The sequence below is a fragment of the Pseudomonas sp. SCA2728.1_7 genome, assembly GCF_018138145.1.
Classification (GTDB): domain Bacteria; phylum Pseudomonadota; class Gammaproteobacteria; order Pseudomonadales; family Pseudomonadaceae; genus Aquipseudomonas; species Aquipseudomonas koreensis_A.
This window is the reverse complement of record NZ_CP073104.1, coordinates 3,018,273-3,031,745: the sequence shown is the minus strand read 5'-3', so window position 1 is coordinate 3,031,745 and position 13,473 is coordinate 3,018,273. Positions and strand designations below refer to the sequence as shown.

The 13,473-nt window shown below is 58.9% G+C and carries 14 protein-coding genes; 7 read left to right on the top strand and 7 right to left on the bottom strand.

Features of this window, described 5'->3' with window-relative positions:
• Positions 1-308: 308 nt before the first annotated feature.
• Positions 309-809 carry a phosphate-starvation-inducible PsiE family protein gene (locus tag KBP52_RS13630; RefSeq protein WP_026000737.1) on the top strand — a complete coding sequence of 167 codons (501 nt, stop codon included), beginning with the start codon at positions 309-311 and terminating at the stop codon, positions 807-809.
• On the opposite strand, the gene KBP52_RS13625 is transcribed toward KBP52_RS13630, so the two are convergent.
• The 3 genes from KBP52_RS13625 to KBP52_RS13615 all read right to left on the bottom strand — a co-directional run bounded on the left by KBP52_RS13625 (position 806) and on the right by KBP52_RS13615 (position 4,192).
• Positions 806-1,123 (bottom strand): DUF3509 domain-containing protein, encoded by a 318-nt coding sequence (locus KBP52_RS13625; protein WP_212622950.1) that lies wholly within the window; start codon positions 1,121-1,123, stop codon positions 806-808. The two genes, KBP52_RS13630 and KBP52_RS13625, sit on opposite strands and share 4 nt — an antisense overlap.
• Before the next feature lie 304 nt (positions 1,124-1,427).
• On the bottom strand, positions 1,428-2,729 hold the full coding sequence (locus tag KBP52_RS13620; protein ID WP_212622949.1) for a serine/threonine transporter: 1,302 nt from the start codon (positions 2,727-2,729) through the stop codon (positions 1,428-1,430).
• An 86-nt stretch (positions 2,730-2,815) separates the two neighbouring features.
• Positions 2,816-4,192: an L-serine ammonia-lyase gene (locus tag KBP52_RS13615; protein WP_212622948.1), complete on the bottom strand. Its 1,377-nt coding sequence runs from the start codon at positions 4,190-4,192 to the stop codon at positions 2,816-2,818.
• Between the two features lie 135 nt (positions 4,193-4,327).
• On the opposite strand from KBP52_RS13615, the gene KBP52_RS13610 reads away from it, so the two are divergent.
• Together KBP52_RS13610 and KBP52_RS13605 are read left to right on the top strand one after the other, a co-directional pair.
• Positions 4,328-5,275 carry a LysR substrate-binding domain-containing protein gene (locus tag KBP52_RS13610; RefSeq protein ID WP_212622947.1) on the top strand — a complete coding sequence of 316 codons (948 nt, stop codon included), beginning with the start codon at positions 4,328-4,330 and terminating at the stop codon, positions 5,273-5,275.
• Between the two features lie 200 nt (positions 5,276-5,475).
• Positions 5,476-5,880: an HPF/RaiA family ribosome-associated protein gene (locus KBP52_RS13605; RefSeq protein WP_116029519.1), complete on the top strand. Its 405-nt coding sequence runs from the start codon at positions 5,476-5,478 to the stop codon at positions 5,878-5,880.
• Positions 5,881-6,396: 516 nt separating this feature from the next.
• Here KBP52_RS13605 and KBP52_RS13600 read toward each other — a convergent pair.
• On the bottom strand, positions 6,397-6,765 hold the full coding sequence (locus KBP52_RS13600) for an endonuclease domain-containing protein (RefSeq protein WP_077571188.1): 369 nt from the start codon (positions 6,763-6,765) through the stop codon (positions 6,397-6,399).
• A 135-nt stretch (positions 6,766-6,900) separates the two neighbouring features.
• Here KBP52_RS13600 and KBP52_RS13595 point away from each other — a divergent pair, with 135 nt between their 5' ends.
• Positions 6,901-7,143, top strand: coding sequence for a hypothetical protein (locus KBP52_RS13595; protein WP_212622946.1), 243 nt, complete (start codon positions 6,901-6,903; stop codon positions 7,141-7,143).
• A gap of 85 nt (positions 7,144-7,228) precedes the next feature.
• Here KBP52_RS13595 and fecA read toward each other — a convergent pair whose 3' ends face one another.
• The 3 genes from fecA to KBP52_RS13580 all read right to left on the bottom strand — a co-directional run bounded on the left by fecA (position 7,229) and on the right by KBP52_RS13580 (position 11,070).
• Complete coding sequence (gene fecA / locus KBP52_RS13590; RefSeq protein ID WP_212622945.1) at positions 7,229-9,562, bottom strand: TonB-dependent Fe(3+) dicitrate receptor FecA; 2,334 nt, start codon at positions 9,560-9,562, stop codon at positions 7,229-7,231.
• 90 nt (positions 9,563-9,652) lie between these two features.
• Positions 9,653-10,585, bottom strand: a complete 933-nt coding sequence (locus KBP52_RS13585; protein WP_212622944.1) for a FecR domain-containing protein — start codon at positions 10,583-10,585, stop codon at positions 9,653-9,655.
• A complete protein-coding gene (locus KBP52_RS13580; RefSeq protein ID WP_212622943.1) occupies positions 10,582-11,070 on the bottom strand; it encodes a sigma-70 family RNA polymerase sigma factor in 489 nt (162 codons plus the stop codon). The genes KBP52_RS13585 and KBP52_RS13580 overlap by 4 nt, the downstream gene beginning before the upstream one ends.
• 187 nt (positions 11,071-11,257) lie before the next feature.
• Between KBP52_RS13580 and KBP52_RS13575 the strand changes: the two genes are divergently transcribed.
• From KBP52_RS13575 to KBP52_RS13565, 3 genes are read left to right on the top strand one after another with little or no spacing between them, the layout of a single operon-like run.
• Positions 11,258-11,563 (top strand): DUF3649 domain-containing protein, encoded by a 306-nt coding sequence (locus KBP52_RS13575; RefSeq protein WP_016986986.1) that lies wholly within the window; start codon positions 11,258-11,260, stop codon positions 11,561-11,563.
• Positions 11,560-13,146, top strand: coding sequence for a PepSY-associated TM helix domain-containing protein (locus tag KBP52_RS13570; RefSeq protein WP_212622942.1), 1,587 nt, complete (start codon positions 11,560-11,562; stop codon positions 13,144-13,146). The genes KBP52_RS13575 and KBP52_RS13570 overlap by 4 nt, the downstream gene beginning before the upstream one ends.
• Positions 13,146-13,472 carry a DUF3325 domain-containing protein gene (locus KBP52_RS13565; RefSeq protein WP_212622941.1) on the top strand — a complete coding sequence of 109 codons (327 nt, stop codon included), beginning with the start codon at positions 13,146-13,148 and terminating at the stop codon, positions 13,470-13,472. The genes KBP52_RS13570 and KBP52_RS13565 overlap by 1 nt, the downstream gene beginning before the upstream one ends.
• Position 13,473 lies beyond the last annotated feature (1 nt).

Here is a 13,473-nt window from a genome sequence, read left to right as displayed (position 1 = left end):
CACATTAAGTTGTCTTGACGACTACTGTATCCATATACAGCGAAAAGGATAAGCGAATCCCTGCGCCATGGGTAGTGGCTTTTCAATGTAGACCGGATTTCGGGTTTGTCAGGGAGACCGTGTCGCTGCATTCGCGAGCAGGCTCGCTCCCACAAAAGCACAGCGGTGCGACCAAACGCCACGGCGCGGGTCTGGCGGCGGTTCGCCATGATGGCGTGGCCTCTTTTCTGCATGAAAACCGTTACGTGCAGAAAACCGTCACGTCCAACACGCATCATCCGCTCGCATTCGAGCTAAGGAACATCATCGTGAAAATCAACTGGGCCGAGAAACTGCGGCAAAACGTGCATCAACTGGCCGAGTCCCTGGGCAACCTGTTCGTCGAGACCTTCCACTATCTGGCGCTGTTCGCCATCGGTGCGGTGACGGCGTGGGCGGCGGTGATGGAGTTTCTCGGGATGCTCGAGGAAGGCCACATCAAGATCGATGACATTCTGCTGCTGTTCATCTATCTCGAATTGGGGGCGATGGTCGGGATTTACTTCAAGACCAACCACATGCCGGTGCGCTTTCTGATCTATGTAGCGATCACCGCGCTGACCCGTCTGCTGATCTCCAATGTCTCGCACCACAACCCGCCGGACATGGGCATCATCTACCTGTGCGGCGGGATTCTGCTGTTGGCCTTCTCGATTCTGGTGGTGCGTTACGCCTCGTCACAATTTCCGTCGGTGAAGATCGAGAAACCACAGCGCAAACTTGGCGCCGGTTCCAGCGAGCATCCTGAAGTCGAGAAGGGCGAGCTTTAAAGCCCGGCCGCAGGTCGGGGCTGGCTGCTGACGAGGGGCGGTGGCGGGGTCAGCCCGTCGCCACCGGTCATCGCTTCGAGGATCGCCATAGCGCTGTGGCCCTGCTCGATGGCGATGCCGAATTGAATGCTTTGCACCAGCCGCTTGAGACGCGCAGGGTCATTGCGCTGTTCGGCACTGATCATCCGTTTGGCCACGATCCGGCCGCTGTTGGACAGGGTCAGCATGATGCTGCCATCCAGGCCCTGAATGCTCAGGTTGATCTGATAGTCCGGCGCGAAGGCATCGGTAATGATCTGAAAAGGATTGTCCATGATGCGTCACCGCCTGATTGAACGTGCAGTTGTTGACCGGCCGTGATCGGGTTGGTTCGCCAAACCGGATCACCGGCCATTCCGTGGCCTGTATTTGTTGCTTCATGTAGGAGCTGTCGAGAGAAACGAGGCTGCGATCTTTTGACCTTCAGTGTTTTGATTTCGATCATGAAGAGCAAAAGATCGCAGCCTGCGGCAGCTCCTATAGGGACGTAGCAAGGGCTGTGCCGGGAAAATTGTCGAACAATGAACACGGGCATAAAAAAGGCGAGCTACGCGGCTCGCCTTTTTTAATGGCCCGTTTTCAGGGCAGAACCAGGTAGATGATCGCTGACAGTGCAATCAGACCGATCAACACCACAAATACGTTGGACGCTTGCCCCGAATACTGGCGCAAGGCTGGCACGCGGCGGATGGCGTACATGGGCATCAAGAACAGCAGACAGGCAATCACGGGCCCACCGAAAGCCTCGATCATCCCGAGGATGCTCGGGTTGAAAGTCGCCACGGCCCAGCAACTGAGGATCATGAACACGGCGGTCGCGCGGTTCAGCCAGCTCGCCGACATCACCCGGCCACGGCTGCGCAGGGTCTTCACGATCATGCCCTGGAAGCCTTCGCTGGCGCCGATGTAGTGGCCGAGGAAGGATTTGGTGATCGCCACCAGCGCAATCAACGGCGCGGCATAAGCGATGACCGGGGTCTGGAAGTGGTTGGCCAGGTACGACAGGATCGAAATGTTCTGTGCCTTGGCGGTTGCCAGATCCGCCGGCGACAACGCCAGCACGCAACTGAAGCAGAAGAACATCACCGTGACGACCATCATGCCGTGGGCCATGGCGAGGATGCCGCTGCTTTTGCGTTCGGCCTGCTCGCCGTAGCGTTGTTTTTGATCAACGGCGAACGCGGAGATGATCGGCGAATGGTTGAACGAGAACACCATCACCGGAATCGCCAGCCATAGCGTCTTGAGAAAAACCGACATCGGCATGGCTTCTTGAGCACTGGCGAAAAACGCGCCGTTCCAGTTCGGAATCAGGCTGACCGCGAGCAGCAGCAACGCGGCGACGAATGGATACACCAACACGCTCATGGCTTTGACGATCACGCTCTGACCGCAACGAACAATCGCCATCAAACCGAGGATCAGTACCAGCGAGAGGATTGCCCGAGGCGGTGGGGCGATGTGCAGTTGATGTTCGAGGAAACTGCTCAGGGTGTTGGTCAGCGCCACGCTGTAGACCAGCAGGATCGGGAAGATCGCAAAGAAATACAGCAGCGTGATCAGCTTGCCGGCACCGAAGCCGAAGTGTTCTTCGACCACTTCGGTGATGTCCCCGGAGCGACCGGACAAGACAAAACGACACAGACCACGGTGGGCAAAAAACGTCATCGGGAAGGCCAGCACAGCCAGAATCAACAATGGCCAGAAACCGCCTACACCTGCGTTGATCGGCAGAAACAAAGTCCCGGCGCCGATGGCGGTGCCATACAGTCCAAGCATCCAGGTGGTGTCGAATTTGTTCCAGCCCTTGTGGGCTGTTTCTGCATTGCGTGTGCGGTCTACAGCGGGATTATCGGCAGCAGGTGTACGTACATCGGTCATCGGTATCGCCTCGTTATTATTTTTGCTCGGGCTCACGGTTGGCAGACCGTTGGGTGCGGTCTGCCTGGGCGGTCAGGGAATGCGCCTCAGCATTCCACCCAGCTCACAGCCAGGCCGCCCCGTGAAGTCTCTTTGTATTTGTCGTGCATGTCGGCGCCGGTATCGCGCATGGTGCGGATCACCCGGTCGAGGGAAATGAAATGTTTGCCGTCGCCGCGCAAAGCCATTTGCGTGGCGTTGATCGCCTTCACGGCGGCGATGGCATTGCGCTCGATGCACGGCACTTGCACGAGGCCACCGACCGGGTCGCAGGTCAGACCAAGGTTGTGTTCCAGGCCGATTTCCGCAGCGTTTTCCAATTGTTCCGGGGTGGCGCCGAGCACGTCAGCGAGGCCGGCAGCGGCCATCGCGCAGGCCGAACCGACTTCGCCCTGACAGCCGACTTCGGCGCCGGAGATCGAGGCATTTTTCTTACACAAAATGCCGACGGCGGCCGCACCGAGGAAGAAAGCGACGACATCATCGTCAGACGCGTCCGGATTGAATTTCATGTAGTAGTGCAGAACGGCCGGGATGATCCCCGCTGCACCGTTGGTCGGCGCGGTGACCATGCGCCCGCCGGCCGCGTTCTCTTCGTTGACGGCGAGGGCGAACAGATTGACCCATTCCATTGCCGACAGCGTCGAACTGATCACGTTCGGCTTGCCTATCTCCAGCAGGCTGCGATGCAGTTTCGCTGCACGACGCGGCACATTCAGACCACCGGGCAGGATGCCTTCGTGGCGCAGGCCTTGTTCGACGCACTCGCGCATCACCGACCAGATGTGCAGCAGGCCCTGGCGGATTTCCGCGTCGCTGCGCCAGGCGCGCTCGTTGGCCATCATCAGTTCGGACACGCGCAGGTTGTGCTGATTGCACAGCGACAACAGTTCGGCGGCGCTGGAGAAATCGTACGGCAACACCACGTCACCGGCCGGCGCCACACCGGACTCGGCTTCCGCTGCTTCAATGATGAAACCGCCGCCAACCGAGTAGTACGTCTGCTCGAACAGCTCGGCAGTTTCGCCAAAGGCTGTCAGCGACATGGCGTTGGGGTGGTAGGGCAGGCTCTCGTCCAGCAGCAGGAGATCACGCTGCCAGTCGAAGGCAATTTCTCTTTGCCCGGCGAGGGACAGTTGGCCTGTCTCGCGCAGTTCCTGGATGCGTGGATCGATGGTCGCCGGATCGATGCTGTCCGGCCATTCGCCCATCAGGCCCATCACCGTCGCGCGGTCAGTGGCGTGACCGACACCCGTGGCCGACAGCGAACCGTACAAACGGATTTCCACACGACGCACATCGTTCAACAAATGTTGATCGATCAGCGCTTGAGCGAAGGTCGCTGCTGCGCGCATCGGGCCGACGGTGTGGGAACTGGACGGGCCGATGCCGACTTTGAATAGATCGAAAACACTGATAGCCATGCTAAACCCTTACAAGCAATGGAGTAGGAATCGCTGCCATTTTTTGTAGGACAAGCGCAATGTCGGCGATACTGCCTACCTCGGTCCTACGTGACTAACGAAACTTCCTAAGTAAGCCTTTAGCAGGACTAAACGATGAGTCGTCAATTGCATGCCCAGACCTATGTCTGGCTTCAGGTGTTTTCCTGTGCCGCGCGGCATCTGTCGTTTACCCGCTGTGCCGAAGAACTGCACATCACCCCGGGGGCGGTCAGCCAGCAGATTCGCCAACTGGAAGAACGCCTCGGGTTTCGCCTGTTTCATCGGCGCGCGCGCGGTGTGGAATTGAGTGCAGAGGGGCAGCGGTTGGCGATTACCGTCAATGAGGCATATGGCAGCATCGATGCGGAATTGCGACGGCTTGATGCCGGAATGATCAGCGGGATTCTGCGCCTGCGCTCGATTCCGTCATTCCTCAGCAAGTGGCTGACGCCGCGTTTGCCGCGCCTGCAACAGCGCTATCCGGATATTCAGCTGCGGCTCGTCGCCGAGGACAGCAGCGTGCCGTTGCACGAGGGTGACTTTGATCTGGCGATTGATCTGAACGATGGCAGTTACCCCGGGCTGTTATCCACAGCGTTGCTCGATGAGCAGATTTTCCCGGTGTGTGCGCCGAGTCTGTTGCGTGGTCGTCCGCGATTGCATGGGCCAGCGGATCTGGTGCATTTCCCGTTGCTGCATGACATCACTGCCTGGCGTGGCAGTTATGAATACGCGGAGTGGGAGTTCTACTTGAACGCGATTGGCTTCGAGGGCGCCGACGTACGGCGCGGGCACACGTTCAATCGCAATCACCTGACCATCGAAGCGGCGATTGCCGGCATGGGCGTGGCGATTGCCCGACGCACGTTGCTTAACGATGAACTGGAGCGAGGCACATTGATTGTGCCGTTTGGCCTGTCGGTGCCCAATCACAAACGCTACGTGTTGCTGTATGCGCCGGGGGCGTTGAGCCATCCGGGCGTACGTGCGTTGCATGATTGGCTGGTCGAAGAGGCGGGGATTTTTCGCAGTCTGCACCCGTTGAACGACGGGCAATTGTGAGCAAATTTTGCCGGGTTGCGAGGCGACCCAACTCCCGACCTTACCAGTGCTTTGCTCGGTTGTCCGGCTTTTTTTGCGAATGAATATTTATCTTTTTTCAGGGGTTGAAATGTTCGCCGGTCGGGCCGATTGTTGTAACCAGGAGGTCAGGAAATTCAACTCAAGGCCTCTCACGAGCTAGCTGAAATAAGGGATGAACTATGCAAATCCAAGTCAACAGCGATAACCATATTCAAAGTAGTCAACGACTGGAGGAGTGGGTACGTACAACCATTGAGAGCACGCTCGAACGTTATGAAGAAGACCTGACCCGCGTCGAAGTCCATCTGGCCGACGAGAACGGTGACAAACCAGGTCCCCATGACATGCGCTGCCAACTGGAAGCGCGGCCAAAAGGCCATCAACCGATTTCCGTGACCCACAAGGCTGATTCGCTGGAACAGGCGATCGACGGCGCTGCCGAAAAACTCGAGCACGCACTGGAGCACCTTTTCGGCAAACTGCGAGGTAAGCCACGTGCCGCTGTGGTGCCATTTAGCAAGGCGAATGACGCTCTGCTGGAGGAAGAATTTCTTGAGAATGAACAGGCAGCGATCAACAGTTGATGCGCTGATTTCATAAGCCACCCAATGAGAACGGGCCTGCGAATGCAGGCCCGTTTTTGTTTGTGGCGGTTTTTGCGCAGGGCATAAGAAAGCGGCCCCTCACCCCAGCCCTCTCCCTCCGGGAGAGGGGGCCGACCGAGGTGTTTTGCGGGCTACATCGACCTGACAGACCGGGTCGATTATGGATTCGGCAAAGCGGTTTCAGGTCGATGTATTTCTGACGCATCCCGTAATCAGTCCCCCTCTCTCCGGGAGAGGGCCGACCGAGGTGTCTGAAGAGGTACGTCGACCTGAAAGACCGAGTCGATTATGGATTCGGCAAAGCGGTTTCAGGTCGATGTATTTCTGAAGCATCCCGTAATCAGTCCTCCTCTCTCCGGGAGAGGGCCGACCGAGGTGTCTGAAGAGGTACGTCGACCTGAAAGACCGAGTCGATTATGGATTCGGCAAAGCAGAATCAGGTCGGCGTAGCTCGCAAGCATCCCCCGGTCAGTCCCCTCTCCCTCTGGGAGAGGGTTAGGGTGAGGGCATTTTTCGATTCGCCGCAATTCTTATGATCTGCTCCAGCACATCGTCCATCTGCTGGATCACCTCGAGATTACTGAAGCGCGCGACTTCAATGCCCTTTTGATTCAGATAGTGCGTCCGGCGTTGGTCATGAATCAGTTCCTGCGTTTCAAAGTGCTGACCGCCATCCAGTTCAATCGCCAACTTCAGCTCGGCACAGTAAAAATCCAGTACGTAAGGCGGACAGGGAAACTGCCGACGAAATTTCAGATTGGCGATTTGGCGGGAGCGGAGTTTTTGCCAGAGCAGCTGTTCGCAATCGGTTTGGTTGACACGTAACTGGCGGGCGAATTGGGCGAGGGTGGGGCGGGTTTGCATGCTTCACGATCCTTGTGAAGTTGGTTTGAAGTTTTACTGTAGACCATGACCTGTTGACCTGTTGACCTGTTGACCTGCGGGCCCTCACCCCAGCCCTCTCCCGGAGGGAGAGGGGGCCGACCGAGGTGTCTGGTGTTGTACATCGACCTGAAAGACCGAGTCGATTATGGATTCGGCAAAACGGTTTCAGGTCGAGTCGATTATGGATTCGGCAAAGCGGTTTCAGGTCGAGTCGATTATGGATTCGGCAAAACGGTTTCAGGTCGAGTCGATTATGGATTCGGCAAAACGGTTTCAGGTCGAGTCGATTATGGATTCGGCAAAGCGGTTTCAGGTCGAGTCGATTATGGATTCGGCAAAGCACTTGCAGGTCGATGAATTTCTGAAGCATCCCCCAATCAGTCCCCTCTCCCTCTGGGAGAGGGTTAGGCGGGCGGCGTTCCGATGAGGGGCTTTTCAATCCTCAGAACGCCAAAGAAGTCTGCACATAAACTGTCCGCGGCTCCCCCACATACTTACCCTTGTTGTTGTCATCAAACGAACGGGTGAAGTACTGCGTGTTGAAGATGTTCTTCACGCCCACCGCCACATTCAGATCCGACAACTGCGGCCCGAAGTCATACCCGGCGCGGCTGCTGAACAGCATGTAGCCCGGGATCTTGCCGGTGCTGCCATCGGCACTTTCTTTCGAGGTATTGGCGTTGTCAGCGAACTGGTCGCTCTGGAAGCTGCTGTCCAGATTCAACTTCCACGGCCCTTCGGTGTAACCGACGCCAATCGTGCCTTTGTGTTTCGACGAGAACGGCACGCGATTGCCTTTGTTCGGTCCGTCTTCGCGGATGGTCGCGTCAACATAAGCGTAAGTGGCGTAGACATCAAAACCGGCCAGCGCCGGGCTCAAGTCATCCAGCGCGTAATTGACGCTGGTCTCGATCCCTTGATGACGGGTTTCGCCACGGGCGATCACCGAGTCGTTGGTCTGGTTACTTTCGTACTGATTGTCGAAGTTGATCAGGAACGCGCCGATCTCGGCCCGCAACGCACCGTTGTCATAGCGAGTGCCGAGTTCCCAGGTGCGCGCCTTCTCCGGTTTCACTTCACCGCTGGTCACACGGTTGGGCATCTGGCTGTACTGCACGCTGCCGAACGAGCCTTCGGTGTTGGCGTACAGATTCCAGCTGTCGGTCAGGTGATAAAGCACGTTCAACGCCGGCAGTGCGGTGTTGTAGTCGCCCTTGTATTTGACGTTGGTCAGGTTGTTGGTTTGTTGCGACTCGATCATCTCGTAGCGCACGCCCGGGGTGATCGTCCATTTGCCGATGTCGATGCGGTCGTCAACGAAGAGCGCGTTGGCCTCGGTGCCGCCACGGGTGTCGCGGTCGTTGCGGCTGGCAGTGGTCGGGTATTCGTTGCTGCTGATCGGCGTGCGATAGCGCAGTTCATGACCGGCCTCGTTGATGTAGCGGTAGCCGACGCCGACTTCATGGCTGGTCGGGCCGAGGTCGAAGCCTTGGGCGAAACGGGTTTCCAGACCGCGCACCCAATACTCGCGCGGCGACAGCGAAAGGAACGTGCCCTGATCGAGATAACCGCTGCGCAGGGTCTTGGTGAAGAAGGTATTGGCGGTGAATTCGCGGCGATCTTCCTGATAGCGATAGCCGAAATTGAACATCGTGCGGCGGCCCCAGAACTGGTCTTTCGGCCGTGTCGATTGATACGGGTCGGCGTCGTAATCGGCGACGTTCAAACCGCCGGGCATATCAGCCTTGCCTTCGTAGTACTGGGCCATGGCGTTGAAGCTGTTGGCGTCGTCGAGCTGGTATTTGCCCTTGAGGATCAGGTCGTCGATCTCGGTGTCGCTGTGTTCACGCCAGTCACCACCACGGGTGCCGGAGTAGAGCAACGCGCCGCCCAGACCATTTTCATTGGTGCCGCCGGCCAGCAGGTTCGCGCTGGTCTTGAAGCCGTCATGGCTCGACGATGGGCTGGTTTCGGTCTGGAAGCCGCCCTTGACCGTTGGCTCGTCAGGAATCGCACGAGTCACGAAGTTGACCACACCACCGACGTTCTGCGGGCCGTAACGCACCGCGCCGCCGCCGCGCACCACGTCCACGGCATCCATGTTGCCCATGCTGATTGGCGCGAACGATAACTGCGGCTGGCCATAAGGCGCGAACGGCACCGGAATGCCGTCCATCAACACCGTCGAGCGCGCGGCCAATCGCGGATTCAACCCACGAATGCCGAAGTTCAGCGCCATGTCGTGGCTGCCAGTGCCGTTGTTTTCCGGGGCGTTGACGCCGGGAATGCGGTTGAGCACATCACGCGCCTGAGTAGCGCCCTGACGCTCGAACTCTTCGCGGCGGATTACATCACGGGCGCCGGGATGTTCGAAGACGTTGATTTGCGCAGCATCGCCGAGCCAGTCGCCGACGACTTTCGAGGTGTCCAGCTCCAGCGCAGCGTCTGCCACCGGTTGCAGACTGAACGCATTGTTGCCCTCGGCGCGTGCTTGCAGACCGGTGCCTTCGAGCAGCGCGTTCAAACCCTGTTCAGGCGTGTAGCTGCCCTCCAGACCTCGACTTTGCACACCGCTGGTGACTTGCGAACCAAATGAAATCAACACGCCTGCTTCACGACCAAACTGGTTGAGAGCGTTTTCCAGTGACGACGGCGCGATGTGATAGGCCTTGGCATCGGCAGCCACTGCGGCGGGCAGGGCACTGAAGCTCAGGCTGGCGCCGAGGACAAGATTGCGCAGGCTACGGGCCAGTGGCGTGAGGCGGGTTGGGTGCATGGTGGTTGATCCTGAGAAGGTTGAATCAAGGGGGCTTTCCTTCTCTGTCACGCCAGATCTGAAAAACGGCTCATTTATTTTTGATGTTTTTTAAACCCGTGCTTCGACGCTCACCCAGTAACGGGTAAAGCGCCTCACCTTCACCGGCAAACTGATTTCCAGCAGGTCGAGAATCCGCTCGCTGTCGTCCAGTGGGTAAGTCCCGGAAATCAGCAGATCGGCAACGCTCCTGTCGCAATTGAGCTGGCCGCGACGATAGCGGCCGAGCTCATCGAGGAAGTCGCCCAGGCGCATGTGCGCCGCCACCAACATGCCGTCGGCCCAGGCGCCGCTGTTGGCATCCAGCGGTTTGGCTTCGCTGACGGATGTCGAGGTAAAACTCAACTGACGCGCGAGCGGCAGCAACATCGGCGCGCGTCCATTGCTGTTCAGTTCGACCCGACCGTCGAACAGCGCGACCTGTGTACGATCGGCAAACTGTCGCACATTGAGGCGCGCGCCTTGGGTTTTCAGAAGGCCCTGAGCCGTGCGCACTTCGAAAGATTGCGCGGCCGTCAGGAGGATTTCGCCTTCGAGCAAGCGGATCAGTCGCGCCGAAGTGTCGACATCCACCGCGCTGGCTGTGTTGAGTTGCAACTGATCGCCGGCACCCAGTGCGACCTTGCGCCGTTGCCCGATCGGGCTGCGGAAATCGGCGAGCAGCGACGGCAGCGGTGTGTGTTCGCGCATGCCCCAAGTGAACGCCGAACCGGCGCCGAGAATCAGCAGCAGTTTCAGTGCCTGACGACGACTGCCGGACTTCGCTCCATTCAACGCCGCGTGCGCCAATGGCGACGACACTCCGCGTAAACGCTGGTTGACCCGCTGAATATGCTCCCACGCCCGACGATGCTCGCTGTGCGCATCCAGCCATTGTTGCATCGCCATTTGCTGGCGCGGACTCAGTGCGCCTTGCTGCATTTCCAGCAACCAATGCACGGCCTGTTCCGCCACTTGAGAGGAGAAATCCGGTGCGCGGTTCATAGGGCGAAATAGCAGCGCATCGCCGCTTTGTTCAAATGCCGTTTAACCGTGGCCACGGAAATGCCCAGTTCGCCAGCAATCTGTGGATAAGTCAGACCATCGACCTGCGCCAGCAAAAAGGCGCGTTTGACCTGGCGCGGCAAACCATCGAGCAACTCATCCAGTTCCATCAGGGTTTGCAGAATGATCGCCTTGTCTTCTTCCGACGGCGCGACCATGTCCGGCATCTGCGCCAAGGTGTCGAGGTAAGCGCGTTCGACATCCTGACGGCGGTAATGATTGAACAGAACGCGCTTGGCCAACGTCGTCAGAAAGGCGCGCGGCTCGATGATCACCGGCGGTTCGCGGGCGGTCAGCACCTTGATAAACGTGTCCTGGGCCAGATCCGCCGCGCTGTCCGGGCAGCCGAGCTTGCGCCGTAGCCAGCCAGTCAGCCAACTGTGATGAGCCTGATAGAGCGATTCGACGGGATGGGCGGACGACAACGGTGGACTCCGGGCGCTTTCTTGACGCGGTAGAGAGTACGTTAGAGAACAAGAACTGTTCGCATTGTAGGGGGCGAAACGCTCAACCGGCAATCAGATGCTTTTGCGTATGAGAATATTTATCATTAATATTGCTCGCCTCAGGTTCGGCTTATCGGTCGGACGTTTTTCGTTTCAGGGTCGAAACATGAAAGGCAAACTCGCCACACTTCCCATGTCCTATCGTCTGGCCGTCACCTCTCGGGTGCTGGCCGCGGTGTTTGGCGGCTATCTCGTCGCGGCGCTGGCCAGTGTCACCCTGACGCTGTGGCTGCCGTTGAGCCGAGCCGAAGCGGTGGTGACTGGCATGACCATTTCCTTTCTGGTCTATCTGGTGGCGGTGCTCTGGTGTTTTGCCTGCCGTACGGCGTGGTCGGCCTGGGTTGGCTTGCTGGTGCCGAGCGTGATTCTGGCAACCATTTCCGGCGCGGCACGTGGATTGGGCCTGGCATGAAAGAGGGCTTTCGTCAGGCGATGGCCTGGCTGCACACCTGGGCCGGACTGCTGTTCGGCTGGTTGCTGTTCGCGATTTTTCTGACCGGGACGCTGGCGTATTTCAAGGATGAAATCAGCCACTGGATGCAGCCGGAAATCCCCGCGCGATCGGTGAGTGCCGAGACGAGTCTGACACTGGCTCAGGATTATCTGCAGCAACACGCGGCCGGCGCGTCACGCTGGCTGATCGATTTGCCCGATGCCCGGGATCCCGGCCTCACCGTGCGTTGGCAACAAGCGCCGGCCAATCCCGGCGAGCGCGGGCGCTTTGAATCGAAAACCCTCGATGCGCAAACCGGCGCCGAAGTGCAGGGCCGCGCAAGCATGGGCGGCGAGTTCTTCTACCGTTTCCACTTCCAGTTGCAAATGCCTTATCCGTGGGGCCGTTGGCTATCGACCATTGCTGCGATGGTGATGTTTGTCGCGTTGATCACCGGAATCATCACCCACAAGAAAATCTTCAAGGACTTCTTCACCTTCCGCCCGCGCAAGGGCCAGCGCTCCTGGCTCGACGGGCATAACGCGGTGGGCGTACTGGTGCTGCCGTTTCACTTGATGATCACCTACAGCAGCCTGGTGATTTTCATGTCGATGGTCATGCCGGCGAGCATCGTCGCGTCTTACGGCAGTGACGTGCGCACGTTCTATGACGAAGTTTTTCCCGCCTCGAAAACCCCGGAGCGCGCCGATATCGCTGCGCCGCTGGCGGCGATGGCGCCGCTGTTGAGCAAGGCCCGCGAGCAATGGTCGGGCGGCCACACGGCGCGTCTGTCGGTGAGTAATCCGGGTGATGCCAATGCCACCGTGGTGCTGTCCCGCGCGGGTGATCGCGTGGTGCATGATTTTGGCCGTGCCGTGACCTTCAACGGTGTGACCGGGCAGATGCTCGGCAGCACACCGGAGCAGCCGCTGGCGATGGCGGTGGGTGGCGCGTTCTATGGTTTGCACATGGGCCACTTTGCCGGGTCGGTGTTGCGCTGGCTGTATTTCATCTGTGGGCTGGCCGGCACCGCGATGATCGGCACCGGGCTGGTGATCTGGCTCGGCAAGCGTCAACTCAAACATGCCAAGAGCGGCGTGATGCCGTTCGACCTGCGGCTGGTGGAAGTGCTGAATATCGCCAGCATGGCCGGGCTGGTGTCGGCGGTGGCGGTGTTCTTCCTGGCCAATCGTCTGTTGCCGGTGAATCTCGCCGGACGTGCAGATTGGGAGGTGAACGCTTTCTTCATGGCCTGGGGCCTGAGCGTGCTGCACGCGATGGTACGACCGGGGCGCAAAGCCTGGGTTGAACAGCTTGTGCTGGGGGCGGCGCTGTTTGTCGCGGTGCCGCTGATCAATGCGCTGACCACCCCTTGGAATCTCGGCGTGGCTTTGCTGCAGCGCGATTGGGCGTTGGCCGGTTTTGATCTGGCGTGCCTCGCAACAGGTTTTTTCCTCGCTTGGGCCGCATGGACAATGCAGCGCGCTGGCAACACGGTCAGCGTTAAAAAGCCTCGTCGCGAAAAGGCCCAGCCGATCATTCTTGAGCAAGGGACGAACTGATGCTTTTGCCCTTGTTGCTGACTTACGCCGGATTCACCGCGTTGTGCCTGTCGATGCCTCGCCACCACGATGAATTGCTCGGCCACAAGCCTTCCGCGCGTCGTCGTCAGAGCCTGGCATTATCCGGCTGGTTGCTGCTGGGCTTTTCGCTGTGGGCGGCGGTGACCTCCAACGGCTGGAGTTTCGGCCTGGTCGACTGGTTCGCCGTGCTGATGCTCAGCGCCCTGGCGTTGGTATTGCTGCTGCCGTATCGCCCGCGTCTGGCGTTGGCACTGGCCGGGGTCAGTCTGCTGGCCAGTCCGGTTGCCGCATGGGCGCAGTGCTGAA

Bases quoted from the DNA above. Each gene is read 5' to 3' on its own strand.
- KBP52_RS13625 (WP_212622950.1), bottom strand. From the start codon at position 1,123: ATGGACAATCCTTTTCAGATCATTACCGATGCCTTCGCGCCGGACTAT.
- fecA (WP_212622945.1), bottom strand. From the start codon at position 9,562: ATGCACCCAACCCGCCTCACGCCACTGGCCCGTAGCCTGCGCAATCTT.
- KBP52_RS13620 (WP_212622949.1), bottom strand. From the start codon at position 2,729: ATGACCGATGTACGTACACCTGCTGCCGATAATCCCGCTGTAGACCGC.
- KBP52_RS13570 (WP_212622942.1), top strand. From the start codon at position 11,560: ATGAAAGAGGGCTTTCGTCAGGCGATGGCCTGGCTGCACACCTGGGCC.
- KBP52_RS13585 (WP_212622944.1), bottom strand. From the start codon at position 10,585: ATGAACCGCGCACCGGATTTCTCCTCTCAAGTGGCGGAACAGGCCGTG.
- KBP52_RS13575 (WP_016986986.1), top strand. From the start codon at position 11,258: ATGAAAGGCAAACTCGCCACACTTCCCATGTCCTATCGTCTGGCCGTC.
- KBP52_RS13565 (WP_212622941.1), top strand. From the start codon at position 13,146: ATGCTTTTGCCCTTGTTGCTGACTTACGCCGGATTCACCGCGTTGTGC.
- KBP52_RS13600 (WP_077571188.1), bottom strand. From the start codon at position 6,765: ATGCAAACCCGCCCCACCCTCGCCCAATTCGCCCGCCAGTTACGTGTC.
- KBP52_RS13610 (WP_212622947.1), top strand. From the start codon at position 4,328: ATGAGTCGTCAATTGCATGCCCAGACCTATGTCTGGCTTCAGGTGTTT.
- KBP52_RS13605 (WP_116029519.1), top strand. From the start codon at position 5,476: ATGCAAATCCAAGTCAACAGCGATAACCATATTCAAAGTAGTCAACGA.
- KBP52_RS13615 (WP_212622948.1), bottom strand. From the start codon at position 4,192: ATGGCTATCAGTGTTTTCGATCTATTCAAAGTCGGCATCGGCCCGTCC.